Here is a 26,801-nt window from a genome sequence, read left to right on the forward strand (position 1 = left end):
GTACCTCTTTCATTAAATTATGTGCCTCTTAACTTTATCAATAGTTTAGAAGATTGTCAAAATATATTACTATTTATAAGTTTAGATTTATACATTTTTATAAGTTTATATAACTCAATATTTTTATTTATTACAACGAAAAAATTCTATATTGTTTAACCAACATAGAATTTTTTATTTACTTATTTACTATTATATTTTCTTACTATTCTAGCAACTTTAGTTAAGTATTCATCGCAACTATTATCCTCATCCAATATTTTCATAACTTCTGAATAACTATATTTTCTTAAATCTCTTGATCCTTCTTTTCCAAACTCTGGAGGACACAACTCTTCTATAACATCCTTAACAGATCCTAAACTTATATAACGTTTTAATATTAAATTTTTAATATTATCCTCTTCTTTATTTATTAAACTTTGATTTTTAAAATAATCTAATACAACATTAATTTCCTCAATATCTTTTGTAATTTCTATCTTTTTCTCATTAAATTTTACTATTTCTATATCTACCCTTTCTTTTTCCTTAATATTCTTCTTTAATAAATTATTGAACTTGGTATCTACATTGATCATTTTTATCTCTCCCATTCATATTATTACTATATGATATTCATTTAAGCCTATATGATATTCATTTAAGCCTATATAATATTCATTATATATAAACTTTTTAAAAACTTTAGTATATATTTCAAATAAAAGGCAAATCAAATTACAAATAATTCACTATATACCTATTTTTAAAATAAAGATATTAAGTCTATGTTGCTTTATTTATAAAATAGACTTCTACTTCATTAACTTTAACATTTTCTGATAGTAATAGTATGCTTGAATACATTTTCTCTATAGTATTTAATTTAATTTATTTTAATCATAATATATGAACACTTCTAACTAAACTCTTCTAAATATATTAAAAATCAAAGTTATCAGGATCAGCACCAGTTCTTAAATTTCTATTCATTCCATCTATTAATTTCATATCTTCATTTGTTAAGTTAAAATCAAATACATCTGCGTTTTCTTTTATTCTTGATTCATGCACTGATTTAGGGAATACTACTATTCCTTTTTGTAATAACCATCTAATAATAACTTGAGCTGCAGATTTGTTATATTTTTCACCTATTTCTATTATTCCTTTATCATCAAGGCAAGCTCCTGAGCCAAGTGGTGACCAAGCTTCAAATACAATCCCTTTTTCTCTACACATTTCTAAAATATCATTGTCTTGCATTTGAGGATTAAACTCCATTTGATTTACTGCTGGAACAATTTCTGTATTATCTAATAAATCTTGAAGATGATGAGTTTTAAAATTTGATACTCCAATAGCTTTTGCTCTGCCACTTTTATAAATTTCTTCCATTACTTTATATGATGAAATATATTCATTTTTAACTGGCCAATGTATTAAGTATAAATCTACATAATCTAAGCCAAGTTTCTTTAAGCTTAATTCAAAAGCTTCCATTACTTTATGATCTCTCATATCTTGATTCCATAGCTTTGTTGTTATAAACAACTCTTCTCTTGGAATTCCACTTTCTCTTATCGCTTCTCCTACAGCTTCTTCATTTTTATATGCTGCTGCAGTATCAATATGCCTATATCCTGCTTTTAATGCATCAAGAACAGCTTCTTTAGTTTCAGGACCACTTTGCCAAACCCCTAATCCAAATTGATAAATTTCAGTGCCAGTATTCATTTTTATCTTGCTATCTATATTCATTTTTGCCCTCCTAGATACTTTATTAATGTATATTTATTATATATCTAATTTGTAAAATTAGAAACTTTTGATAAAAAAGATATAATATTAAATTTACACATAAAAAATTAAATTAAAATTTAATTATATAGGATAGTATTAGTATATAGATATAAAAATATTAATAAAGCTATTCTCATATTTATAACCAGCATATTATGCTAGAGCATTAAAAGATAAAAATAGATAACAATATCTTGATGTATCATTCTTTACAAACTGATTCGACACTTCCTATTAACTTACATTCTTCCACTTGTTAGTCTAGCTGAAAATATCTTTCCCGTTGATAAATTCCCTCTTGCTTTTATTTTTATTTCTATTTTTTCTTTTATAATCTCCTTTGGAATATGGTAAAGGTAATATGATACACCATTCTTTTCTTCATTTTCAATAATTTCTTTTTCTAACAATTTATCTTCTACATAAATGGCAAATGAAGTTTTATCTTGATTTAATTTATTTAAATATAAATATAGCTCATCTTCTAATCCTGCTTCTAATAAAAAGCTAAAATGTCCCTTATCTAGTGCTTCTCTATATCCCATGCTATATTCTAAAGAATAACCTGAAATTGAATTTTTAGTACTTAGTTTATGTTCTATTTCCATTTGCTGCTCGTTAAAATTAATTTTATCTATAGTTATACTTTCTAATAATTCATTATAGCTAAATAATCCTTTGTTTTCATATTCACTTTTAGTCATTTTAGTAAAGTAAATACTATATCTTTCATGGTGAATATCATAAAATGGCTTTAATTTCACAAAATTATTGACATTTCCATTATTAAAATTCAGTTTAAACTCTAAGCTTTGATCTTCTATTTTCGTAATATTTTCCATAAGCTTATTATCTTCACTTATTATCATAGATACATCTATACATTTATAGTGATTCAATTTTAAGTGATCTTCTAATATATCAGTTTCTGGGAAATTTTCTCTACCAAAGGCTCCTGCTAAAACTAATGGTCCATACATAAAGCAAATTTTATTTTTATCTTCTCTTGATGTATAAATGTGCAAATTCATATTTAAATTAATATTTAAAACATCACCTTTTTTCCATAGCTTACTTATAGAAATGTATCCTTCCTCTTTTTTATAATTTATTTCATCATTATTAAGAGAAACTTTAATATCTCCATTTAACCAATAAGGAATTCTTATTTTTATTTCATACATTAAATCATTTGTTTCTTCTATTATAATCTTTGTTTTTTCTTCTTTCGGAAAATCTGTAATTTGCTTTATTTTTACATTTTTATCTTCTAATTCTATGTTAGAAGCAACAAATAAATTTATATATACGTTATTATCATCTACGTAATATATATTCCCTGTATACTTACCTGGGTTTTCCATGCCAGTTCCTGTACAACACCAAAAGGAGTTATCTGGTGAACAATAAACCTTAAAATGGCCTGGTTTTGTTGATACAAAGTATGTTTTCATTCCACTTATTGGATCTTGTGATGCAAGTATATGATTATATAATGCTTTTTCATAATAATCCATATATTTAGTGTCATGATTCCACTTATATAAATATTCTGTAAGTTTTAACATATTGTAAGTGTTACAAGTTTCAGCTGTTGTAACCCCTAAAGTTTCACTTCCTACTTTTCCAAAATGTTCATCTATGCTATTTCCTCCAATAACATATGACCTTTTACTTGTAACTATATTCCAAAAATATTCACTAGCTTTTCTATATTTTTCTTCTTTTGTAATATCATAAAGCTTTGCAATTCCAAGAATTTTAGGTATTTGAGTATTAGCATGTTTACCTTCAAGTTCATCTTTTTCATCTATGAGAGGATATATAATTTCCTTATCTATAAATCTTATTGCTAGTTTTAAGTAATCCTCATTTTTAGTTATTTCATATAACTCTCCCATAACTTCGCACATTCCGCCATGCTCACAATAAAGCATTTTATCAAATTCTTCTTCTGTTAAATTGTCCAATCCTTTTTTTGCCCAATTTGATAACTTTATTAATATATCTAAGGCTTTTTTATTATTTGTTAGCTTATATGAATCTAAAAGACCTGCATAAATTTTATGGATACTATACCACGGAACCCAACTGCCACCTAAATCAAATCTTGTTACATTAAAATTCTTACTAAAAACCTTATCAAAGCAATCTTTCTTAAAACCACTTACATATCCACTCTTTTCTATATCTTGTAAATATCCTAGCTCATCTATTGCATAATCTAACTTTCTTTTAATTTTTTCATCTTCCGTTGCTACATACATATATGATAGTGCTGAAAGATAATGACCAAGTGAATGACCGCTTATTTCTCTTTCTTCCCAACCACCATATCTTTTATTTTTAGGCTCTAATCCAATTGCTTCATAACATGGTGCTAACAATCTATCAACATCTAAATAAAGTAAGTATTCCTTTCCCTTACTTTCTGATTCTTTAAATATTCCATTTAACAACTTTATTTTACTCATATATTAACCTCTCAACTTTTAATAGTTTTTAATATAAAAAATAATATCAATTCTTATACTTTTAGTACTTAAATTGATATTATTTTTTATTTCTTATTTCTAAAATATCTCTACTTTGCCTATTTCATATTTTTACAAGCCTACTATTTTACCAATATTTATTTTTGTTAGGACAATAATTCTTTTTAACAGCAGCTCTAATTTCAACGAAACATCCGCACAATTTACACATTCCATTTATTAATGAATCACATTCTTTGCATATATTTAATCTTCTTTTATACTCTTCTTCGCTAGCCTTAATATAATCATCTATTGCAGAAATATATTCTTTCATATGAACATATTCTTCTTTACTTAAAACTTCATCCATAAGACATCGTCTGCAAAATGTTTTACTCATATTATTCAATAATAAATCTCATAACGCTACATTTTGGAATTGTGAAGTTTAATCCTTTTTCTGTTACTATAAAATTATTAAATTCTTCAACATTAACTACATTTGGATTTTCAAATGTATTGCAAGCTGTCATTTCATTAGTTAATATATTTGCAGTAATATTTGTAGGTTTTTTACCTAATAATTCTGTTTCCACTTTATAATCATCAGTTATGGATAAGTTATTAATAGTAAATATTATTCTGCCATCTTTATCTATTGAAGCTGATTCATGTAAATTAGGTACTAAATTATCTTCTTCTAATCCTATTTCTTTAGTTTCAATATAACTTTCTAAAAGAGTTGCTTCTTGATGATCTTTATACATATTAAAGACGTGATATGTTGGTGTTAATACCATATTTTCGCCTTCTGTTAAAATAACAGATTGTAGTACATTTACAAGTTGAGCTATATTAGCCATTTTTACTCTTTTTGAATTTTTGTTGAAAATATTTAAGTTAATACCAGCAATAAGGGCATCTCTCATTGTATTTTGTTGATATAAAAATCCTGGATTAGTTCCTGGTTCAACATCATACCAACTCCCCCATTCATCTACAATTAAACCAACTCGTTCTTCTTTATCGTATTTATTCATTATATTTATATGATTTTTTATAAACTCATCTATTTTAAGAGTTTTTTTCAATGTTTTATACCAGGTTTCATTATCAAATTCTCTAGCGCTACCTTTATCAGACCATCCTCCAGGGAAAGTATAATAATGCAAACTTAAACCATCCATAAAATTGCCAGCTATTTTCATTACCTCTTCTGTCCAATTATAATTATTGTCATTTGGACCACAAGCTATTTTATATAATTTGTTTCCAGGATAATTTCTACAATAAGTTTGATATCTTCTATACATATTTGCATAGAAATCTGGCGTCATATTTCCACCGCAACCCCAATTTTCATTTCCTACTCCAAAATATTTAACCTTCCAAGCTTCCTCATGTCCATTTTCTTTTCTAATATCAGCCATTGGAGATACACCATTAAAAGTTAGGTATTCTATCCATTCTGACATTTCTTGAACTGTACCACTACCTAAATTTCCATTTATATAGGGTTCACATTCAAGTTGCCTACATAGCTCCATAAATTCATGTGTTCCAAAACTATTGTCTTCAATTGTTCCACCCCAGTGAGTATTTATAAGTTTTTTTCTTTTTTCTTTTGGCCCAATTCCGTCCTTCCAGTGATACTCATCTGCAAAACAACCACCTGGCCATCTTAAAACTGGTATTTTCATTTCTTTTAAAGCTTGTACAACATCTGTTCTCATACCATTTGTATTAGGTATATCAGAGTTTTCTCCAACATATATTCCTTCATAAATGCATCTTCCTAAATGCTCAGAAAAATGTCCATATATCTCCTTATTTATTTTTGAAATCTTTTTGTCAGTATTTATTATATATTTAGCCATTTCCTCACCTTTTGTTACCCTTTCTTGAATCGTATATTTTTATATTTATATTAATCTTAGTTTTTACATTAACTTTAAATTCACCTTGATTTTGAATTGTTTCAACATCAATTCATTATTTATTTAACATCCAATAAATGCTATTCCATTTCAATTCATTTGAGAAATCTCTTATATTAGTATTTTCTCCTATTACAACTGCTTCTAAGCCATACATATCTGCAAGATAACATAATGATTCTGCATCAACTACATATGAAAATGAAGTATGATGAGCTCCACCAGCTAGTATCCAGGCTTCAGCTCCAACTTTTAATGATGGCTCTGGAGTCCATAAAACTCTTGCAACAGGAAGGTTTGGTAAATCTTTTTCTACTTCCTTAGCATTTACTTCATTTATTATTAATCTCATTCTTCCGCCTAAATCTATTAATGAAGCACATACAGCTTTTCCTGATTGGCCACTAAATATAAGTCTAGCTGGATCATTTTTATCTCCAATTGATAAAGGTTTTACATCTATTCTTGGCTTGTTTGCAGCAACCGTTGGACAAACTTCTAGCATATGAGCACCTAATATCATTTCATTTCCTGGCTCAAAATGATAAGTATAGTCTTCCATAAATGATGTTCCAATATTATTTGACATTATCTTCATTAACCTTACTAATCCAGCAGTTTTCCAGTCCCCTTCTCCTCCAAATCCATATCCATCTTCCATAAGTCTTTGTACTGCAAGTCCAGGTAATTGTTCCATTCCATGTAGTACTTGGAAGTTGGTAGTAAACGCTGTATAATCGCCTTTTTCTAGGAATCTTCTTAATGCAACTTCAACCTTAGCTTGATATTTTATAGCATTTCTAACACTGCCTTCTATTTTTCCTTCTTCACAAAAATCATATTTTTCTTCATAAATCTTAATTAATTCTTCTACTTCATTAGAAGTAACCTTTTCTATTTCCTCAACTAAATCACCAATCCCAAAGGCATCACAAGTCCATCCAAGTTTTATTGCAGCTTCAACCTTATCCCCTTCAGTTACAGCAACATTTCTCATATTATCATCAAATCTAGCTATTTTTATATTTTGGCCTTCAACAAATGCAGCAGCAACAGACATCCACTTATTTATATCTTTATGAACTTCTTCATCTTGCCAATGTCCAACTATAACCTTTCTCTTGTTTCCCATTCTCGCATTTATAAATCCAAATTCTCTATCTCCATGTGCAGATTGATTCAAATTCATAAAATCCATATCCATAGTATCCCATGGTATATCTCTGTTAAATTGTGTGTGGAAGTGAAGTTGTGGTTTATTTAAGATTGATAAACCTCTAATCCACATTTTAGCTGGTGAAAATGTATGCATCCATGTAATTATTCCTGCACAATTTTCATCATTATTTGCTGCTAAGCAAACATCATATATTTCCTTAGCATTTCTAACTGTTGGCTTATAAATTATATTGTATTTAATGCTATCAACTTCATTTAATCCTTCTACAATTTTTTGAGAATCTACAGCAACTTGCTTTAATGTTTCTTCGCCATACAAATCTTGACTTCCTGTTACAAACCAAAAACTATATTCTTTAACTCTTAACATATTAACCCCTCCTAAATTCTACTTTAAATTAATTATTTTATGTCCTATAAAATAGCTTAAAAACTTTTTAATTCAATCACTTGTTAATAAATACTTATCCATTTATCTATTGTGTTGACTACTTTTGTCCGTAGTATGCATTTTCACCATGTTTTCTAAAGTAATGCTTATCTTGAAGTTCCTTATTTATTGGAGTTACATGATTATTTAAGTTTTCAGTTATAAGTGCCATTTTAGCAATTTCCTCTAAGACTACTGAATTTGATACTGCTTTACTTGGAGTCTCCCCCCAAGAAAAGGGCCCATGACTTCCAACTATTATTCCTGGAATGCTTAAAACTTCTATATTTCTTGATTCTAAAGTTTCAATTATTACAAATCCTGTATTTCTTTCATATTCAGTTTTTATTTCATTATTTGATAACATTCTAGTGCATGGAACTGATCCATAGAAAGTATCTGCATGAGTTGTTCCATATGAAGGAATATCTCTTTTTGCTTGTGCCCATGATGTTGCAAATGTGGAATGAGTATGAACTATCCCTCCTAAATTAGGAAACCTTTTATAAAGCTCTACATGAGTAATTGTATCTGATGAAGGTCTTAAATTTCCTTCAACTATATTTCCTTCTAAATCTACAACTACCATATCCTCTTCTTTCATTTTTTCATAGCTTACTCCACTTGGTTTTATAACAATTAATCCATTTTCTCTGTCAATTCCACTAACATTTCCCCATGTTAAAACAACTAAATTATTTTTAACTAAAGCTAAATTAGCTTCAAAAACTTCCTTTTTTAATGCTTCTAACATAGTTACCTCCTAAAGTTTTCTCATTTTCTTTAGATCTTTCATCACATCGTTTTCACCCCTGCCGAAGTAATCGTGTAATCTATCATAATGAGCGTAAATTTTTGAATAAATTTCTACATTTTCTGGTATAGGAGTTATTACTTCATCTAGTAATCTTGGAATTACTTTTGCTGCTTCATGTATTGAGTCAAATCCGCCATTTTCTTTCCCAGCTACAACTGCTCCAAACATAGCTGAGCCTAATGCTGGTGTTTGAGTGGATTTAGAAATTCTAATTGGAAGATTTGTTACATCAGCATAAATTTGAACTAACATTCTATTTTTTTGTGGTAATCCCCCACAAGTATATAGCTCATTTATTTCAACACCATATTCATTAAAAGTATCTACTATTTTTTTATGTCCATAAGCTGTTGATTCAATTAAGGCTCTATAAATTTCTTCTGGCTTCGTATTTAAATTTAAGCCTAATATAAATCCAGTTAAATCTGTATCAACTAAAACTGTTCTATTACCATTTAACCAATCTAAAGCTAAAAGACCTGAATCTCCTGGATTTAACTTTTCTGCTTTCATAGTTAAATATTGATGTATATTTAATCCCAGCTTGTCCGCTTTCTCTATATATGATTGTGGCACACAACTATTAACAAACCATGCAAAGATATCTCCTACAGCTGATTGTCCAGCTTCATATCCATAAAGACCTGGTATTATTCCATCTTCTACATAACCACAAATTCCTGGTACAACTACTTCTTTATCTGATAAAACCATACTACATGTTGAAGTTCCCATAATCATAACCATTTTTCCTGGCTCTGTAACTCCCATAGCTGGCACAGCAACATGAGCATCTACATTAGCTATTGCTATTGGCATTCCAGTCTTTAGTTTAAGTTTTTTAGCCATTTCTTCAGTTAACTCTCCTGCTCTTTCTCCTAAACTAGTAACTTCACAATCATATTTATCTTCAAATAAATTTTCTAATCTTGGATCTAATGCTTTTAAAAACTCTTTTCTTGGAAATCCTTCTTGCTTATGCCAAACTGCTTTATATCCAGCTGTGCAACTATTTCTGGTTTCTTTACCTGTAAGTTGCATTATTACCCAATCTGTTGCTTCTATGAATTTATCTGTTGCTTCATAAACCTTTGAATCTTCATTTAGCACTTGCCATACCTTTGGAATAAACCATTCAGATGATATCTTTCCTCCATATCGACTTATAAATTTTTCACCCATATTATTTGCTATTTCATTTAACTTATTTGCTTCATCTTGAGCTGCATGATGCTTCCATAGCTTAACATAAGCATGAGGATTACTTTTGAATTCATCCAAATAACAAAGAGGAGTTCCATCCTTTTTCATAGGTAATATTGTACATGCTGTAAAATCAATTCCAAGACCTATAATATCTTCTGCTTTTACACCTGATTTCTCAATTATCTTTGGAATAATGTATTCCAATACATCCATATAATCCTTTGGATGTTGCAAAGCCCAGAAAGGCTCTAATTTTTTACCACAAGGAAGTTTTTCTGTCATAACAATATGAGGATAAGTCATCATTTCTGAAACAACTTCTTCTCCTGTACTAACATTAAGTAGTAATGCTCTTGCAGATTCACTACCATAGTCAACTCCTATAGAATATTTACTCATAAATTCCCCTCCATTTTACATACAAAATATAAAACATTTAAAACACTACACATCAGTACGTACAATTATATATTTATTATAAATGTTACGTACAATTAAATGATAGCAAATAAAATTTATATTGTAAACATTTTAAAGTAACATATTTTTGCATTTTTCAGAAAATTATATTTTAAATAAAAAAAGTATGTTTAACACTTTGTTAATACATACTTCTATTTATGATTCAATATTTATATTTTTCTGACACTATCCTTTTTAACTATTTCTGGATCATATATATAATTTGCTTTATCTTTTTCCTTGTTTATTAATGAAACTAGAATTTCTGCTGCTTTTTTTCCCATTTTTTCTTTAGGATGGTTTATAGTAGTTATACCATAATCTAATATTTCAGAAATAGTTTCGTCATTATCGTAACCTACAATGGATAAATCTTCTGGTATTTTTAAGCCTAGTTCTTTAGCCACTTTAATTACTTTTATGGCTGTTTTATCATTATAACATACAACTGCTGTTGGTCTATCCCCTCTACTTAATAGGTTCTTTGCAAAAGCATATACATAAAAATCTTCTTCGTAAGTTTTAAAATTCCCTATTATTGTACTATCAATTTCTATTTTATTTTTTTCTAATGCTTTTAAATAACCCTTTTTACGCTCTAACCCCTGTATATCATCTTCTTTAAAAATTCCAGCTATTTTTTTATGACCTAAATTAATTAAATAATCACAAAGTGTATAAGTTCCCTTTTTATCATCCATTATAACATAAGATTGGTTTTCCTTATCATATGTTGCATTTATCATAAGATAAGGTATATTGTTTTTATCTATTTCTGCGTAGTAATCTTCATTAGTATTTCCTAAGGCACTTGCTGTTGGTTCAATTATTGCTCCAGCAACATCATATTCTAATAGCTTTTTTAATTGCTCTCTTTCCTTAGCCTTTTCATTATTAGTATTTAACAATAATATATCATAACCATTTTCATTTAATGCTTCCTGAATACCTTTAATTAAATATGGGAATATATACTCAGATATATATGTAGTTATTACTATAACAAGCTTACTATGTGTCTTTTTTAATTTATCTAATTTTTTAGCATAAGCACCTTTGCTTTTTTCTCTATAAATATAGCCTTCTTTTTCTAGTTCTACTATAGATTGCCTTACTGTATGCCTACTTACAGAAAAAATTTGCCCAATTTCTTGTTCTGTTGGTAGCTTTTCATTTTCCTTTATTTCTCCTGATGATATTTTATCTTTATAAAATTCAAATATTTCAATGTATTTTATTTTTTTATCCATGCCTTAACTACCTTTCATATATTGTACATACAATTATATTATATTTTGAAAGTTAATTGCAATATATTATTTAATGTATAATTTTTTTGAATGAATATTTATTTATGTATTTAGTTTGAATATTATAAATTATTTTAGTTAATAATCAAGATAGATTATTAACGGGAGGCCAATATTTTGGAAAGAAAAAAACGAATACTAATTCTATCTCTTGTACTTTTTTTACCTACATGCTTGCTAGTTTATCAAATATATTATAAATCTACACAACAAACAAAAGTTAATAGTAATTCTATTTTAAATTTAGAAACTGATGATAAATACACTTTAAATAATCCTCAAAGAATTAACTTTAAAAAAGCTGATACTGAAGTATCTTCAGATGATTATTTGCAACATCCAAATGATAATAGTAATAATGAAAATGGAGATACTAACCCAGCCGAAAAAGATACCATCCCATCAGACTCAACTAAACCATCATCAGGTGATACAGAAATAACCCAAAATGCTTTTAAGTCTATTTCAATAGATTCTTATAAATCAAATTTAACAACTTCTACATATAAAGTTCAATCTGGAGATACTATAAGTAAAATCCTAAGAACTTATGAAGGTACCTGTAACTATACGACTGGAGTTAAACATTTAAAGTTGCTTAACCCACAAGTAGATTTAGACAATCTAGAAATCGGTTCTTTTATTAACTTACCAGACAAAGCGCTTGCAAATGGAAGATTATATAAAGTTATATCTGGAGACACTTGGTATAAACTAGCTAAATCAAACTATCCTGAATACAGGACCGATGATATTATAAAATTTTTAATATCTATTAATAATTTACCCAATTCTGATCTTCCACTCGGTGAAAATGTATTTTTACCTAATTTATAAAGTTTATTATTAAATCTGTAATTTAAATTTCATCTTACATATATGATCTGACTTCATAAGCTCATATCAATTTAATAAAATCAAAAAAGTTCTATAAATAACTGTGGTAATTTATAGAACTTTTTTGATTGTTAATTATAGTATATACTATTTAACTTCTATTTTCTTAATATTAGAAACTTCTTTATTTAGCTTAGGTAAGTTTACTTTAAGAACTCCATTATCAAAATTTGCATCTATCTTATCATCTTCAATATTATCTACATAAAAGCTTCTCTTGAATTCTCCGTAACTTCTTTCTTGCCTTACGTAATTATCCTTTTTATCTTCTACGAAACTGTTTCTCTTAGCAGAAATAGTTAAGTATCCATCACTATAATTTATATCAATATCTTTTTTATCAACTCCTGGTAAATCAGCTTCAATGATATACTCATTGTCTGTTTCTTTTAAGTCTACAGAAAAATTATTTTTCACTAGACCAAAAGGAGCAATACTAAATGAATTAAAGAAATCATCATTAAAGAAATTATTTACCATGTTTTCAAAATCATCTCCTTTTCTTTGTACATAATTATTTTTCTTCCAAGGAACCATTTCAAACATACTAAAAACCTCCTTTAATATTAAAATTATAGTTTGAAATTATTTTTATAGTAAATTAAATTTATTTACTATTTCTTTTTACAATTTAATTATAAAACTAAGGTCAAAGAAAGTCAAGGTTAGATTTGATTTTTATTGTTTAAAAATTCATTTATAGAAAATGAAAAGTATCTATTATTCTCTTGCTTGAAAATATAGATACTAATTAAATAAATTATAGTTCTTTAATTCTTAAAATTTCTAATTTTGATAATATTTCTATTCATCAAATGTCTTATAAAATTTTTATAAATAAACTTTTTTTATAGGACTAATTGCTTGATAATGCCTTTTTAAAAATTCATCTGGATTATCGAATATACCGAAATCTCTTACTATACCTTCCTTTTGTATATAGGTATCATTTTCATTCCAATAAATAATAGGATTTTTAAAATTATCTGTTGCAACTCCATATCCACAAAAAGAGTTTGTACAACTTGAAAATTTACTTTGTAGATTATTTAAATATTTTATATCCAAAATAAAGCCTTCTAAGTTATACCATTTAGAATTATAATAAACCTCAACCCAACTATGGACTATTTCTTTAGGTGCAAGCTCATAATAAAATCCCTCCATAGCTCCTTTTTGTAATGATTTGTCTATAGTAAAACCATGAATTCTACATTTAATACCTACAGCACGGAATAAAGCCATAAGTAAAATACCTTTTGTATTACATTGTCCATAACCATCTTCTAAAACTTTTGAAGCTGAGATAGCGTCATCTTCATTATATCCAAATTCAATATCATCCCTTACATAATTATATATTTTAAGAATTTTATCATAATCACTTAGCTTAATCCATTTTTCTTTTTCTATTAAACTACTTATACAACTTGCAGAAAAGTTTAAAAGTTTAGTTTCTTCTAAATATCTCATCATAAAATATAGCCTCCATTTCATTTATTAGCTATATTTTATTCTATTTTGCAATTATACACTTTCAAAAATACGCTATCTTTACGAATATTTTTAGCTGACATTCCCGTTAACTTCTTACTTGTATATGCAAAATGTGATGGGCTATCAAATCCTGATTTCATTGCTGCATCTGTTATATTCCCACTTTCCAATAAATACATGTAGGCTCTTTTCAATTTGCATAACACAATGTAGCTTTTAAGAGGTATTCCTACATTTTCCTTGAATAAATGAGATACTCTACTTTCAGATAATGAAACAATTTTAGAAAACTCTTCTAATGAGTTTATTTCATAATCATAATTATCCATAGCCTTTAATATCTCAATAATTCTATCATCGTACTTAATTCTTTCATTTACTTTTATTCCTAAGATACTAAATAGTAAAAAAGTAAATTCAATATATTTTTCCATATTCAAGTTTTTTATTACTTGTTGAAGTGTTTCTTGAAATAAAGTAACTTCTTCACAATCAAGAATATAATAATCTTCTTCAAACAAGTATTTACTTCTAAATTCTTGAGCAATATCCGATGTTGCATCTATAAGCATTGTAAAATGAATAATGTTATCTGAATAAAAACGATGTTCTACATCAGTATTTACAATTATACATTTGCAAGATATATTTTTTCCTTTTATATTTATATTTAAATTATCTTTATAACTCATAAATAATTGAAGCATATAATGTTTGTGTGATTCAGCATTAATTGAATTTGTAAAAGCTGATATATAGCTTTCTCCCATAAAAATATAATTCATAATAACTCTCCTAAAAAATTAAGTTATAAAATTCATTACTAATTATAAGATACGATTCCTTTAATTAGTCTTATAACTTAATTATATAAGAAGCTGTATTAAAATTCATTCTAAATACAATAAAAATAAGTATGCAAAACATTTTAATTTTATTTTGCATACTTATTTACATCAATTATAATTTTTATTTATTTTTACTCTTATATTATTTTAATTAACCATCTAATTGCATTAAATAAAAATCTAGACTCATTACCAATTTTAGTTTTTATTATTTTTTTATAACAGCCATCCAAACCTCTTGTTTATTGTCTTGCATATAGCATTCAATAACAGGAAGATTGGCTAGCTCATATCCTGAACTTGGAAGCCATTCAGTATAAATTTGTTTATAAATTTCTTCTATTCTAGCTGCTAAGTCCCCATTTGCTTCAAAAATTGCCCACGTTGCAGCTGGGTAAGAAAAATCTTTCATACCTTCAAGTACTGGAACGTATTCGCAGTCTGATGTATCAACGTGATTTGTTACACCTATAATATATTCCATGTATTCTGACTCTCCCCACTCTCCTCCTTGTGCAATTCCTAAAAATCCTGATGGCCTATATCCAGGAAAATTCTCTAAAAATCTCTTCATAGTGCCATCTTTCCAAGCATCTCCCCAAATATTAGGAACTACTTTGAAAGCTTCATCAGTTTTGACTTTCTTAGATATCCCCATTACTTTAAATGCAGGCCATTGTTCAATTTGATAATTCATATGATTTTCTCCTTTAATTTTTATTTTGAATGAAAGCTTCGGACAGGACTTTAATTGGACTGTTTCATTTCTAACCTTTGAAGGCAATACCCCATGAAAATTTTTAAAAGCTCGTGTAAATGCATCTTGAGATTCGTATCCATACTTTAAAGAAATATCAATTATTCTTGCTGAATTGTTTAATAAGTCAAAAGCCGCCATAGTTAACCTTCTATTTCTTATGTATTCAGATAACGGCTTGTCTGCTATATACGAAAACATTCTTTGAAAATTATAAACAGAACATCCTGCAATTTTAGAAATAATCTCATACGATATATCACCTGTAAGGTTTTCTTCTATATAGTTTATTGATTCATTTAATTTATCTACCCAATCCATAACCTCTCACCTCAAATTAATAATAAACTTTCTATAATCATTTTACTCGATATTTGATGCCGCATTTTGCAGACTAATCTTTATTATTTTAATCTACTAATTTCAATTAATTACATTTTATGTATATATAATATCACAATTATGTAAAATTTATCTATTGGCTATGAAAGAAATAAATAGTATTGTAAATATAAATAGTTCGACATTTTAAACTGTTTATTGATTTGAACATTTGTATTTAAATATTAAATTTATTAAAAACAACGTATCTGGCATTATGACTCAACTAAAAAAAGAAGACAATAAAAATTTTACCCAGAAGTATTATTGTAAATGATACCTATTATTTGACTTTTCACAAAAAAAATATTATAATACAAAAATAATTAAATAGAACTTGAGATAACGACACATGTGGTGCTTTGCACGTAAATCTGATTACGGTACAAACAAATCATATGTGTCGTTTTTTTGCGTTCAAAAAATTAAAATATAATTTCATTAGAGGAAAGGATGGTATTTATGCCAACAACAAAATTACAAAAATTATTTTTTGCCTTTTTAACCGTAATAATAACGGTACATTTATTTGTGTTTTATAATCTTTCAATTGAAATGGGGGGAATGTCTAATCAAGTATTTATAGAATCTCGTAGTATAGTTTGGATTGAATTTATATTTGCAATCTTACTTGAAGTATTTATTGCAGGTCCACTTTCATTAAAATTAGCTTTTAGAGCTGTAAATCCACGAGAAGAAAAACCATATATAGTTAATACAGCAATTATATTTTCAACTGTATGTTTAATGTGTCCAATGATGTCATTTGTTTCAACACTTATGTTTAATGGCCTTAACGCAGAATTTTTTGCTAGATGGATGCAAAACATAGTAATCAACTTCCCGTTTGCAATCTTTACACAATTGTTTTTAGTACAACCATTTGTAAGATTTGTCTTTAGACTAGTTTTTAAAAATCAATTATCTATGAAAAAATCAGATTTAGCAAATGAACTTGCGTAAGCATAAAAATTTATAAATTGATGATATAAAGGCGAAGATAAATGGATATCCTCCATAAAATAAATAGCTGCGCAAGAAGTGCTCTGCTTAGCAAAACTTAATTAATTCTTTCATGAAAAATATACTGGAGGTTCTAGATGATTAAATTTGAGAAAAATAAAGAATTAGACTTATCAATGAAAAATCTTATATTATCTATGGTAAACATGAATGATTATTTATCATCAATTTTAACTTATAATGAACAGATTCTTACTCCAAATAAGGAAAAAGAACTAATAAAAATATTGAAAAAATATAATCTTCCTTACAATAACTTAAAGTACGACTCAAGACAACTTACAGATAACCCTTATTATAAAAACATTAAACTTGATAATATTTATTCAGATACTGTAAGATATGAAAAAGCAACTATTAAGAAAAGAACTTTAATGAATATGGATTTCTATAAACCTCTAGGAAAATATCTATTTCATTATCATCCAATTGGGTATTTTGAAAGTGATATCCATTTGCCAGTATTAAAAGAAGGTGAAAGAGTATGGATGTCCCCTGCTATTAGTGAAATTGAAAGTATGGGAGATGGAATAGAAAAAGGCCATGGAAATTGTATGACTATGGGGCTTGGAATTGGAGTTTTACCATATCTTTGGTTACTTAAAGATGAAGTAGAAAGTGTAACAGTAGTTGAATTTAATAAAGATGTAATTGATTTATTTGAAAAGTATATAAGGCCACAATTTAATACTAATAAAAAACTAGAAATTATTCATGGTAATGCATTTGATTACTATAATGAAGCTTATCTTAATAAGTTTGATTATGTATATATAGACTTTTGGGAATCTACTGAAGATGGTTTAAAATCATATATTAAGTTAATGGAAAAGAAGATCAACATTTCTCATATAGATTACTGGATAGAAAATTCTATACTATGTGATGTGAAATATATAGTAGCTCCATATATTTGTGCAATTTATGAAGGTAAAAGTATATTTGACTTTATTTCCTCTTTGGATGAAGATTCAAGTAAAATTGCAAAGAAAGTAAATAAATATTTTAAAACAAGAAATGATGTAATAAAAACTGAAGATAAACTATTAAGTATAATTCACAGTAAAGAAGTTTTAAGAGATATACTTGCCATATAAAAATATCCTTAGCTAATATTAATAAATAGCTAAGGATATTTTATGTTCCCATATTTATTATTAAAAATTCAATAATGACAAAGTTATTTCATTTATTATTCTTTAATTTTATTATTTTTGATATAAATTACTCATTATTTAATTAATCGATTCCATTATAAGACCAGTATTAGTATAATTAAATAAAAAGAACTATGGAGGAAAGATAAATGAGTAATATAAAAGTTATTATTATGGATGTAGATGGTACATTAACTAATAGTAAAAAAGTAGTAACTGAAAGAACTAAAAATGCTTTAATTAAAGCGCAAGAAAAAGGAGCTATACTGGTTTTAGCATCAGGAAGACCTACATCTGGGTTAATGGACCTTGCTAAAGAATTAAAAATGAATGAAAATAATGGGCTTTTAGTTGCTTTTAACGGATCTAAGGTTATAGATTGTGAAACTAATGAAGTTTTATTTAATGAAACTATGAGTATTGAAGAAGGACAAGCTGTCCTTGAACATATGAAGAAATTTGATGTTAAACCTATGATTGATAAAGGTAATTATATGTATGTTAATGATGTTTTTAATAATGAAATAAACTATAAAGGTGCGCCTTTTAATATAATTCAATATGAATCTCGTGGCGGTAAATTTAAACTTTGTGAAAAAGATGATTTAGCTGCTTTTGCTGATTATCCGTTAAATAAAATTTTAACTGCTGGAGAGCCTGAATATCTTAAATCTCATTATAAAGAAATGATGGAACCTTTCAAAGAAACTTTAAACTGCATGTTCACAGCAGATTTCTACTTTGAATTTACTGCTAAAGGAATAGATAAAGCTAAAGCATTAGATTCTGTTTTAATTCCTAGAGGATATAAAAAGGAAGAAATGATTGCTTTTGGAGATGGACATAATGATGCCTCAATGGTTAAGTATGCAGGTATAGGAGTCGCTATGGAAAATGCTGTAGATGATTTAAAAGCTATAGCTGATGAAGTTACTTTATCTAATGAAGAAGATGGTATTGCATATACACTAAGTAAATATATTAAAGAAATAGAAGTTTAAGCTATAAATAATTTTAAGAAACTAAAACTTATTAAAATATTGTATAATGTTCATGAGGTGATTCTTCATGAACATTTTTAGTAAATTGACTAAATTAACTAACTTAACTGAAAATGAAAAAATACTAGTTAAATATATGCAAGATAATCCAGAAAGCTTTGTTAAAATGAGTGCTTCCGAAATTAGTGAAGCCTGCTTTATTTCTACTTCAACAATTTATAGGCTATGCCAAAAATTAGATTTTGTTGGATTATCAGAACTTAAAGTACAAGTCTCTTCTTCTATTAAGGAGTATTTAAAAGAAAAAAGCTCCATAGATTATAACTATCCTTTTAAAGAAAATGAAACTCAATATGAAATTGTTCTTAAAATGAAAGAACTTTACGAGCAAACTCTGTTATCATCATTAAACTTAATAGATCTTGAACAATTAAAATTAATTGCTCATGTTTTAAAAAAATCAAACTTTATAGATTTTTATACATCTGCTGGAAATATTTATTTTGCAGCAAACTTTAAATTTCAGATGCAAGAAATAGGAACTTTTATTAATGTTCCTCTAGAGGAATATCAGCAGCTTTTAACAGCTTCAACTAGTGATGAAAACCACATTGCAATAATTGTATCCTTTGAAGGCAGAGGAATAATAGCAGAAAACATAGCAGAGATTTTAAAAAAGAACAAAACTCCAATTATTTTAATATCCTCTACAAATGAAAATCCTCTTACTAAATATGCAAATTATCAAGTATATTTAAGTTCAAATGAAAACCACTTTAATAAGATATCATCATTTTCAACTAGGCTATCTTTATTATATATTTTAGATTGTATTTATACATGCTATTTTAATATTGAATATGATAAAAATGTAAGCTTTAAACTTAATACATATAAAAAATTATCAAGAAAATAAAAAAGGACTGATTTATAATATCTCAGTCCTTATAGTGTTTAACCTACTTATTAATCTTGTTTAAGCAATTTTGTGAATTCATCTCAACTTTACATTTTATTATATATTCTTTGATGACTCTATTCATATTGAAAATGCTTCCTGTAATAAAAATTATTACAAATTTTTGTAAGTATAATTTTAACAATAATATTAATTATAGTTGGTATTTTTATTTATAAAAGTAAACTATCTTTTATTAATGGATTAGAAATATTCTTAAGTATAGTTGGTCTAATTTTAATAAATAAGAAATAATTAATTTGTATTTATTTCATTAAAATATAAATTTGTATTAAATTTCCTCATGATTTATAATAAAAGTGACTATATAAAATGGAGGTTTTGTATGAATATAAAAAAAGAGGTAAGCATAAAAAAAATATCTCAAGATGCTGAGGATTTATTTAGAGGAGGCTTTTTCTGCTCTGAAGCACTAATAAGTTCAATACGCTCTAACTTTGAGTTAGATATACCAGAAGAAGTAATTGCAATGGCTTCAGGATTTCCTGTTGGAATCGGACGTTCTAAATGTATATGCGGAGCAGTTTCTGGTGGGGTTATGGCTTTAGGTTTATTCTTTGGTCGTACTAAACAAGGAGATTCTAAAGTAGAGAAAAATTTAGAATTATCAAAGGAATTACATGATTGGTTCAAAGAATCTAACGGCAAAAATTCTCTTTGCTGCCGTATATTAACTAAAGAATTCGATATGTCATCTGGGGCTCATAAAGAACAATGTATACAGTTTACAGGTATGGTTGCTGGAAAAGTTGCAGAAATAATAGTAAGAGAACTAAATCTAGTTAATACAGATTCTTTAGTTACAGTATAGGGGATAAATTATGATAAAGAAAATACCACTCCCTATTTCAGGGGTAATGCTTGGTTTTGCGGCTTTAGGTAATTTACTTCAAAGCTATTCTGAATCTATTCGTTTAGTATGCGGAATTGTATCTTTAATTCTAGGACTACTACTAATATGTAAAATTGTAATGTATCCATTTATGATAAAAGAAGACATGAAAAATCCAATTATGGCTGGTGTATCTGCAACATTTCCAATGGCTATAATGCTTTTATCTACTTATATAAAACCTTTTATAGGGGACAAAGCTATTTATATTTGGTATTTAGGAATAATTATTCATCTATGTTTAATAGTGTACTTCTCGATAAAATTTATATTAAAGTTTGATATAAAAAAAGTTTTTACAACGTATTTTATAGTTTATGTTGGACTAGCTGTTGCAAGTGTTTCTGCCCCAGATTTTGAAAAAACAAATATAGGCACATTGGCATTTTGGTTTGCATTTATATTATGTCTGATATTACTTGTAGTTGTAACATATAGATATGTTAAATATAAAGAAATTCCTATTCCAGCTAAGCCATTATTCTGTATATATGCAGCTCCTGTAAATCTTTGTCTTGCTGGGTATATCCAATCAATGCAAACAAAGTCATTTTTAATGGTATCTTTTTTATCTATTTTAGCATTCATAACATTTATTATAGTTTTATTTAAGTTACCAAATTATTTAAAAATGCCATTTTCCCCAAGCTACTCTGCATTTACATTTCCATTTGTTATAAGTGGAATCGCAACAAAAATGACTATGAACTACTTAGCTAAAACAGGATATGATATGGGATTCTTAAAATATATCCTTTTATTTCAAACAATTATTGCTACAGTATTAGTAATTTATACTTTACTTAGGTTTATTCTTTTTTTAATTCCAGAAAAAAAGGATTATTCAATAGCTCAATAATTTTTATCATAATTCACTTTTATAAAATAGAAAAATGAATTATACCAATTATTATAATCTTTTAAGTAAATAAGAAACAACTTACTACATTAAAAACATTGTAAGTTGTTTCTTGTTATTTTATATCAATCACCTCAATAGAATCTTATTTTTAAATCATTTCTTGAGCATTAGCTTTATCATTTTCATTAATTTTTCTTAAAACCTTACACGGATTTCCTACTGCAACAACATTTGCAGGAATATCTTTAGTTACTACACTACCAGCTCCAATTACTGTATTATCCCCAATTGTAATTCCAGGTAATATAATAGCACCTGCTCCTATCCAACAATTTTTCCCAATATGAACTGGTTTATTATATTGTGTTACAGGCATACGAAAATTAGGATCTATTGGATGTGCTGCAGTAGCAACAGTAACATTAGGACCAAACATTGTATAATCCCCTACATAAATATGTGTATCATCTACTAATGTTAAATTAAAATTAGCATATACATTATTGCCAAAATGTACATGTTTCCCACCCCAGTTACTACGAAATGGAGGTTCAATATAACACCCCTCTCCCATTTCTGCTAACATTTCTTTTAACATACTTTGGCGTTTTTCAAATTCTGTTGGGCGTGTTGCATTAAAATCATATAACTTATCCAAACACTTAGTTTGCATTTCTAATAATTCTTCATCACCACAATTATAAATCTTTCCACTATGCATTTTTTCATAATCTCTCATTTTCAATTCTCCTTCTCTATATAACCTTTTTTATAAAAAATAGCTCAATTCTAATAAATTATCGCCATTTGTATTAATTTCTTTAAATCTATACTTTTCGTGTCCCTACCATAAGATAAGAATATAACATTAAAATTCATTTTATAATATTCTAATTTATATTTTTAAACTAATTATAAAAAGATATATTTATTTATACTCATTAAAGATATCTGCACTCAAAATTTGTGAACTCCGAATAATTGCGGCAACCATCCCCATACGCATATAATCCAATAATAACACCTGTAAAACCTCCAGCAACCTCTGAAGAAAGGTATCTAGTTTTAGCTGTTCCAAGATTAGTTTCTTCACTAGCTGATTTAACATAAAAACTATAGTCACTATTATTTGCACGGATAACTAGGGAAACCTTATTGATATCATTTAAAATTACGGTTTTTTCTACTGATTTAATGTCTCCAATATTAAGACGTTTAATTGCCTCATATCCATTTTCAGTTTTTCGTATTGCTAAATCATAATGATGATTTTTATCCATATATAAAGTTATTCCGCTTTCCCCTTCTGATATACATACCTCACAAGAAATAGTAGCATTGAAATCTCTTTGACGAAGTCCTATAAATGTTGGAGAATCAATATCATCAAGTGTAATATCTGTTCCTTTTAATACTAATTTATTCTCAGTGAATTTATAGTTTTCACTCTTAGGTGTACGTAAATAACACCACTCCTTATCCCAGTCAGTATTTTCAAAAGTATAGTATTTCTTGTCATTTTGAATAACATTATTAGTTATATTTACAAGATTAAATGAATTAGTTGTTGTACAATTATCTCCTGCTGTAAACCACCCATCTTCTCCAAAAGTAATTGGAGTTAAGAAAACCTCACGACCTAAATGATGATATTGCTCCCACTGTCCTATCTGACGGAAGCCAAGATGAATTATCCACCAATTACCATCATTATCTTCAATAAGATCTCCATGTCCTACTCCTTGTATTTCATAGCCACCTAAATTGCGATTTGTCAAAACTGGATTATAATTATACCCTTCAAACTCACCATATGGAGAATCACCACGAGCATATATTACCATATGTCCATATTCAGTTCCTCCTTCTGCTACAACTAAATAGTATTTTCCATTTATTTTGTACATATGTGGACTTTCAATAAAACGTCCGCCTGAACCTGTCCAAATTGTACGACTAGGTGTTAGCTTTTTACCAGTTTCTATATCAATTTCACATTGAACTATTCCACTCATTCCATAATCATCTCTTCCATTGCTTATAAAATAAGTTTTATCATTTTCAAAATATAAAGAAGGATCAATTCCTCCTTGATCTACATATATAGGCTCAGACCACTCATCATAAATATTATCAGTCCATACATAAAAATTCTGATTTGTTGTATTATTATTAGTGGTCATATAAAACCTACCATTATTATATCTTATAGTTGGTGCAAAGACCCCACCTGAACTATTTACATTCTCAAGTTGAACTTGACTCTTTCTCGTTAAACAATGTCCTATTTGCTTCCAATTAATTAAATCCTTACTTTCAAAAAGAGGAACACCAGGAAAATATTGAAATGAACTACATACAAGATAATATATATCATCAACTTTACATACACTTGGATCAGGATAAAAACCTTTAATTATAGGATTATTGTATTTCACTTTATTTACCTCCAATTATAACATAGTAAAAATTACTTATTTACATATCAATATTCTTTAAGTTATTTTATTATCTATTGCAAGAATTTTCTAAATTATATCATGAAAGTAAAATCCTAAATACCTATATTTTTTCAGATGAAATACATAAAATTTAAAAATGAATTATTATTTATTTTCATCCATTTTTACGGCTATAGACATTCATTAATACTCTTCTACTACATAGTCTAATTTAAGTTCATGTAATAAAACCTTTAATTAATTTTGAAAAAATATTATACTAAAATAAGTGTACGAAGATTTAATTGCACTTCCCCAAGTTTACTTATTGATATACATATAATAGTAAATAATATAAATATAAAAACTAGATTGAGAGGTTTATATATGAGAAAAAAAGATATACTTGAGTTAAAAAGACGTTTAAAGAAGGATCACTGCACCTTTACTAAAATGTGTGGTTGTTATGTTAATGGAGAAAAACATGTTATTTTAAAATTTAGAGAAACCTTTTTAAATTTAGATGAAGATGAATACTTTAAATACTTGGAAATTGCTAAAAAAGTTCTGTCTGGTACTATTGGTAATAATATTTTAGAGCTTAACTTTCCAACTAATGAAGATCTTATAAATGAAAAACAAGTTTCTCTTATGAGACTTAAAAGTAGTCAATTGAGGGATGATGTTATTCTTGATGAATTTTATGACTCAATTATAGATAACTATGATTATACTGGTAACTTTTTAATACTTATTTTCCATGATGCTTATGATGTTATTACTAAAACTAGAGACAACGCTAAGTTAGATGAATCAGAAGAAGTATATGAATATGTATTATGCGCACTATGTCCTGTTTCACTTTCAGAGCCTGGACTTAGATACTTTGAGGAAGATAATAAAATAAAAGCTCGTATTAGGGATTGGGTAGTTGAAGCTCCAACTAATGGATTTGTTTTTCCTGCTTTTATTAATCGTAGTTCAGATGTTAATTCCATTATGTATTACACTAAAAATGCAAAAGATACACATCCTGAGTTAATGGAAAATGCTTTAGGTTGTTATTCAAAACAAACAGCTACTATACAAAAGGAAACCTTCCAATCAATCATTAAAGATACATTTAGCGCTGATGAAAAAAAAGCTGAAAAAATCTTTATGGAAGTACAAGAAAATTTAAATAATATGTTAGATGAGTACAATGCTATATATGATGATACAGATGCTGAACCTATAAGTTTAACAAAAGATGATATACAAAGTCTATTAATAGAAAGTGGAGTTCCTGAAGAAATTACTACAAAAATTGAAAAATCATATGTTGAAACCTTTGGTGATGAACTTCCTTTAGTAGAGAATTTAATAGATGCAAAAGTACTTAAAGCAAATGAACAAGTAAAAAAGGAAAAGCACCTTCAAAAACAAGTAGAAATACTTCAAACTAAACTTGAGCAAGTTAAGCAAGAAGCTGCGGTAGATAATGAAAATCCAACAGCTACAGAAAATAATGATGCTAAATCAGAAGATAACAATGATGATTTAGAAGGTAATTCTGATAAGCCTAAAAATAATGATGATATTTTAGAAAGTAGTGCTGATGATATTATATTAGATGAAGCTTCTGAAACTGACTCAAATGAAGATTCAGAAAGCAACATAGAAAATTTTGATGATACAAATTCAGAAAATAATAATGCTACAGCTGATTATGATGTTATTCTTCAAGTTAAACCTGAAAAAATACCTCAAATAAAATCTCAAATAATTGATGGTCAAAAATGTATAGTTATTCCTATTAATGAAGATGAGCAAACTACAGTTAATGGGTTAGATGACTTAATTTGATATAGCGCTTCAAATTTGGTATAATATTCTGAAAAATATTAGGAGGATATAAAATGTTTGAAGAAGATCAATATGAAGAAAATATAAAGTCATTTAATAAAATACTTTCTATAGAAGCAGATGACTTATTAAATAATGAAGATAAAGCTATTGTATATATAGGAAGATCAACCTGCCCTTACTGTCGTAAATTTGCTAAAAAATTAAGTGAATTAGTTAGTAAAGTTACTACACCAATTCATTATGTTGATAGTTCAAACCATTTAGATAATGAACTTAGAGAATTTAGAGATAAATATAATATTGTAACTGTGCCAGGCTTTATTGTTCATAAAAATGGAGAAATTGAAGTTCGTTGTGACTCTTCAACTCCAGAGGATGAAATATTAGATATGTTAAAATGAATATAGTATATTTAATCCAATTTTTATTAACAGAACTTTTCAATTGTATATACTAAATAATAGATAAAAACCAGTAATTTAACCTTAAAGACGTCTTTAAGTAAGTAAAATCAATGGTTTAAAAGGGGCTCGCGAAATAAACTGATACCTATAGACTAGACACTTAAATAAAAGGGTTTATGGCTATAGGTATTTTTTATATAATTAAATAAAT

At 27.3% G+C, this 26,801-nt stretch carries 23 protein-coding genes and 1 pseudogene; 9 read left to right on the forward strand and 15 right to left on the reverse strand.

Annotated features, from left to right (window positions below; translation table 11 throughout):
* Nucleotides 1-182: 182 nt before the first annotated feature.
* From I2A75_RS14370 to I2A75_RS14410, 9 genes are all read right to left on the reverse strand, one after another.
* A complete protein-coding gene (locus tag I2A75_RS14370; RefSeq protein ID WP_195265715.1) occupies nucleotides 183-581 on the reverse strand; it encodes a hypothetical protein in 399 nt (132 codons plus the stop codon).
* 343 nt (nucleotides 582-924) lie between these two features.
* Nucleotides 925-1,743, reverse strand: a complete 819-nt coding sequence (locus tag I2A75_RS14375; protein ID WP_195265717.1) for an aldo/keto reductase — start codon at nucleotides 1,741-1,743, stop codon at nucleotides 925-927.
* Nucleotides 1,744-2,024: 281 nt separating this feature from the next.
* On the reverse strand, nucleotides 2,025-4,259 hold the full coding sequence (locus tag I2A75_RS14380) for a glycoside hydrolase family 127 protein (RefSeq protein WP_195265719.1): 2,235 nt from the start codon (nucleotides 4,257-4,259) through the stop codon (nucleotides 2,025-2,027).
* Between the two features lie 148 nt (nucleotides 4,260-4,407).
* Nucleotides 4,408-4,662 (reverse strand): DUF6171 family protein, encoded by a 255-nt coding sequence (locus I2A75_RS14385; protein WP_195265721.1) that lies wholly within the window; start codon nucleotides 4,660-4,662, stop codon nucleotides 4,408-4,410.
* Between the two features lies 1 nt (nucleotide 4,663).
* Nucleotides 4,664-6,139, reverse strand: a complete 1,476-nt coding sequence (locus I2A75_RS14390) for an alpha-N-arabinofuranosidase (RefSeq protein ID WP_195265723.1) — start codon at nucleotides 6,137-6,139, stop codon at nucleotides 4,664-4,666.
* Nucleotides 6,140-6,254: 115 nt separating this feature from the next.
* Nucleotides 6,255-7,748, reverse strand: coding sequence for an L-arabinose isomerase (araA, locus tag I2A75_RS14395; protein ID WP_195265725.1), 1,494 nt, complete (start codon nucleotides 7,746-7,748; stop codon nucleotides 6,255-6,257).
* A 118-nt stretch (nucleotides 7,749-7,866) separates the two neighbouring features.
* A complete protein-coding gene (locus I2A75_RS14400; RefSeq protein WP_195265727.1) occupies nucleotides 7,867-8,562 on the reverse strand; it encodes an L-ribulose-5-phosphate 4-epimerase in 696 nt (231 codons plus the stop codon).
* Nucleotides 8,563-8,571: 9 nt separating this feature from the next.
* Nucleotides 8,572-10,230 (reverse strand): ribulokinase, encoded by a 1,659-nt coding sequence (locus I2A75_RS14405; RefSeq protein ID WP_195265729.1) that lies wholly within the window; start codon nucleotides 10,228-10,230, stop codon nucleotides 8,572-8,574.
* Between the two features lie 233 nt (nucleotides 10,231-10,463).
* A complete protein-coding gene (locus I2A75_RS14410) occupies nucleotides 10,464-11,543 on the reverse strand; it encodes a GntR family transcriptional regulator (protein ID WP_195265731.1) in 1,080 nt (359 codons plus the stop codon).
* A 177-nt stretch (nucleotides 11,544-11,720) separates the two neighbouring features.
* On the opposite strand from I2A75_RS14410, the gene I2A75_RS14415 reads away from it, so the two are divergent.
* Nucleotides 11,721-12,440, forward strand: a complete 720-nt coding sequence (locus I2A75_RS14415) for a LysM domain-containing protein (RefSeq protein ID WP_195265733.1) — start codon at nucleotides 11,721-11,723, stop codon at nucleotides 12,438-12,440.
* 147 nt (nucleotides 12,441-12,587) lie between these two features.
* Here the strand turns inward: I2A75_RS14415 and hsp18 are convergent, their stop codons facing one another.
* The 4 genes and pseudogenes from hsp18 to I2A75_RS14435 form a co-directional block, all read right to left on the reverse strand.
* Nucleotides 12,588-13,046, reverse strand: coding sequence for a heat shock protein Hsp18 (gene hsp18 / locus I2A75_RS14420; protein WP_195265735.1), 459 nt, complete (start codon nucleotides 13,044-13,046; stop codon nucleotides 12,588-12,590).
* A 224-nt stretch (nucleotides 13,047-13,270) separates the two neighbouring features.
* Nucleotides 13,271-13,976, reverse strand: a pseudogene (locus tag I2A75_RS14425) (transglutaminase-like domain-containing protein).
* Between the two features lie 35 nt (nucleotides 13,977-14,011).
* A complete protein-coding gene (locus I2A75_RS14430; protein ID WP_195265737.1) occupies nucleotides 14,012-14,782 on the reverse strand; it encodes a helix-turn-helix transcriptional regulator in 771 nt (256 codons plus the stop codon).
* A gap of 271 nt (nucleotides 14,783-15,053) precedes the next feature.
* A complete protein-coding gene (locus I2A75_RS14435) occupies nucleotides 15,054-15,923 on the reverse strand; it encodes a GyrI-like domain-containing protein (RefSeq protein WP_195265739.1) in 870 nt (289 codons plus the stop codon).
* 522 nt (nucleotides 15,924-16,445) lie between these two features.
* On the opposite strand from I2A75_RS14435, the gene I2A75_RS14440 reads away from it, so the two are divergent.
* The 6 genes from I2A75_RS14440 to I2A75_RS14465 all read left to right on the forward strand — a co-directional run bounded on the left by I2A75_RS14440 (nucleotide 16,446) and on the right by I2A75_RS14465 (nucleotide 21,894).
* Nucleotides 16,446-16,946: a DUF2798 domain-containing protein gene (locus I2A75_RS14440; protein ID WP_195265741.1), complete on the forward strand. Its 501-nt coding sequence runs from the start codon at nucleotides 16,446-16,448 to the stop codon at nucleotides 16,944-16,946.
* Between the two features lie 137 nt (nucleotides 16,947-17,083).
* Entirely contained in the window at nucleotides 17,084-18,103 is a 1,020-nt protein-coding gene (locus I2A75_RS14445; protein WP_195265742.1) for a hypothetical protein, read from the forward strand.
* 209 nt (nucleotides 18,104-18,312) lie between these two features.
* Entirely contained in the window at nucleotides 18,313-19,164 is an 852-nt protein-coding gene (locus I2A75_RS14450; RefSeq protein WP_195265744.1) for a Cof-type HAD-IIB family hydrolase, read from the forward strand.
* Nucleotides 19,165-19,231: 67 nt separating this feature from the next.
* On the forward strand, nucleotides 19,232-20,080 hold the full coding sequence (locus I2A75_RS14455) for a MurR/RpiR family transcriptional regulator (RefSeq protein WP_195265769.1): 849 nt from the start codon (nucleotides 19,232-19,234) through the stop codon (nucleotides 20,078-20,080).
* Nucleotides 20,081-20,468: 388 nt separating this feature from the next.
* Entirely contained in the window at nucleotides 20,469-20,954 is a 486-nt protein-coding gene (locus I2A75_RS14460) for a C-GCAxxG-C-C family protein (protein ID WP_195265771.1), read from the forward strand.
* Between the two features lie 10 nt (nucleotides 20,955-20,964).
* Complete coding sequence (locus I2A75_RS14465; protein ID WP_195265773.1) at nucleotides 20,965-21,894, forward strand: TDT family transporter; 930 nt, start codon at nucleotides 20,965-20,967, stop codon at nucleotides 21,892-21,894.
* 151 nt (nucleotides 21,895-22,045) lie between these two features.
* Here I2A75_RS14465 and I2A75_RS14470 read toward each other — a convergent pair whose 3' ends face one another.
* Together I2A75_RS14470 and I2A75_RS14475 are read right to left on the reverse strand one after the other, a co-directional pair.
* Nucleotides 22,046-22,636 (reverse strand): sugar O-acetyltransferase, encoded by a 591-nt coding sequence (locus I2A75_RS14470; RefSeq protein ID WP_195265775.1) that lies wholly within the window; start codon nucleotides 22,634-22,636, stop codon nucleotides 22,046-22,048.
* A 202-nt stretch (nucleotides 22,637-22,838) separates the two neighbouring features.
* Entirely contained in the window at nucleotides 22,839-24,335 is a 1,497-nt protein-coding gene (locus I2A75_RS14475) for a glycoside hydrolase family 43 protein (protein ID WP_195265777.1), read from the reverse strand.
* 390 nt (nucleotides 24,336-24,725) lie between these two features.
* Here I2A75_RS14475 and I2A75_RS14480 point away from each other — a divergent pair, with 390 nt between their 5' ends.
* Together I2A75_RS14480 and I2A75_RS14485 are read left to right on the forward strand one after the other, a co-directional pair.
* Nucleotides 24,726-26,183 carry a DUF4317 domain-containing protein gene (locus I2A75_RS14480; RefSeq protein WP_195265778.1) on the forward strand — a complete coding sequence of 486 codons (1,458 nt, stop codon included), beginning with the start codon at nucleotides 24,726-24,728 and terminating at the stop codon, nucleotides 26,181-26,183.
* Between the two features lie 53 nt (nucleotides 26,184-26,236).
* Nucleotides 26,237-26,587 carry a thioredoxin domain-containing protein gene (locus tag I2A75_RS14485; protein WP_195265781.1) on the forward strand — a complete coding sequence of 117 codons (351 nt, stop codon included), beginning with the start codon at nucleotides 26,237-26,239 and terminating at the stop codon, nucleotides 26,585-26,587.
* The last annotated feature ends 214 nt before the right edge of the window (nucleotides 26,588-26,801 follow it).

Source organism: Clostridium sp. 1001275B_160808_H3 (genome assembly GCF_015550425.1).
In the GTDB taxonomy this organism is placed as follows: domain Bacteria; phylum Bacillota; class Clostridia; order Clostridiales; family Clostridiaceae; genus Clostridium.

Bases quoted from the DNA above. Each gene is read 5' to 3' on its own strand.
- I2A75_RS14370 (WP_195265715.1), bottom strand. From the start codon at position 581: ATGATCAATGTAGATACCAAGTTCAATAATTTATTAAAGAAGAATATT.
- I2A75_RS14375 (WP_195265717.1), bottom strand. From the start codon at position 1,743: ATGAATATAGATAGCAAGATAAAAATGAATACTGGCACTGAAATTTAT.
- I2A75_RS14380 (WP_195265719.1), bottom strand. From the start codon at position 4,259: ATGAGTAAAATAAAGTTGTTAAATGGAATATTTAAAGAATCAGAAAGT.
- I2A75_RS14385 (WP_195265721.1), bottom strand. From the start codon at position 4,662: ATGAGTAAAACATTTTGCAGACGATGTCTTATGGATGAAGTTTTAAGT.
- I2A75_RS14390 (WP_195265723.1), bottom strand. From the start codon at position 6,139: ATGGCTAAATATATAATAAATACTGACAAAAAGATTTCAAAAATAAAT.
- araA (WP_195265725.1), bottom strand. From the start codon at position 7,748: ATGTTAAGAGTTAAAGAATATAGTTTTTGGTTTGTAACAGGAAGTCAA.
- I2A75_RS14400 (WP_195265727.1), bottom strand. From the start codon at position 8,562: ATGTTAGAAGCATTAAAAAAGGAAGTTTTTGAAGCTAATTTAGCTTTA.
- I2A75_RS14405 (WP_195265729.1), bottom strand. From the start codon at position 10,230: ATGAGTAAATATTCTATAGGAGTTGACTATGGTAGTGAATCTGCAAGA.
- I2A75_RS14410 (WP_195265731.1), bottom strand. From the start codon at position 11,543: ATGGATAAAAAAATAAAATACATTGAAATATTTGAATTTTATAAAGAT.
- hsp18 (WP_195265735.1), bottom strand. From the start codon at position 13,046: ATGTTTGAAATGGTTCCTTGGAAGAAAAATAATTATGTACAAAGAAAA.
- I2A75_RS14430 (WP_195265737.1), bottom strand. From the start codon at position 14,782: ATGAATTATATTTTTATGGGAGAAAGCTATATATCAGCTTTTACAAAT.
- I2A75_RS14435 (WP_195265739.1), bottom strand. From the start codon at position 15,923: ATGGATTGGGTAGATAAATTAAATGAATCAATAAACTATATAGAAGAA.
- I2A75_RS14440 (WP_195265741.1), top strand. From the start codon at position 16,446: ATGCCAACAACAAAATTACAAAAATTATTTTTTGCCTTTTTAACCGTA.
- I2A75_RS14445 (WP_195265742.1), top strand. From the start codon at position 17,084: ATGATTAAATTTGAGAAAAATAAAGAATTAGACTTATCAATGAAAAAT.
- I2A75_RS14450 (WP_195265744.1), top strand. From the start codon at position 18,313: ATGAGTAATATAAAAGTTATTATTATGGATGTAGATGGTACATTAACT.
- I2A75_RS14455 (WP_195265769.1), top strand. From the start codon at position 19,232: ATGAACATTTTTAGTAAATTGACTAAATTAACTAACTTAACTGAAAAT.
- I2A75_RS14460 (WP_195265771.1), top strand. From the start codon at position 20,469: ATGAATATAAAAAAAGAGGTAAGCATAAAAAAAATATCTCAAGATGCT.
- I2A75_RS14465 (WP_195265773.1), top strand. From the start codon at position 20,965: ATGATAAAGAAAATACCACTCCCTATTTCAGGGGTAATGCTTGGTTTT.
- I2A75_RS14470 (WP_195265775.1), bottom strand. From the start codon at position 22,636: ATGAGAGATTATGAAAAAATGCATAGTGGAAAGATTTATAATTGTGGT.
- I2A75_RS14480 (WP_195265778.1), top strand. From the start codon at position 24,726: ATGAGAAAAAAAGATATACTTGAGTTAAAAAGACGTTTAAAGAAGGAT.
- I2A75_RS14485 (WP_195265781.1), top strand. From the start codon at position 26,237: ATGTTTGAAGAAGATCAATATGAAGAAAATATAAAGTCATTTAATAAA.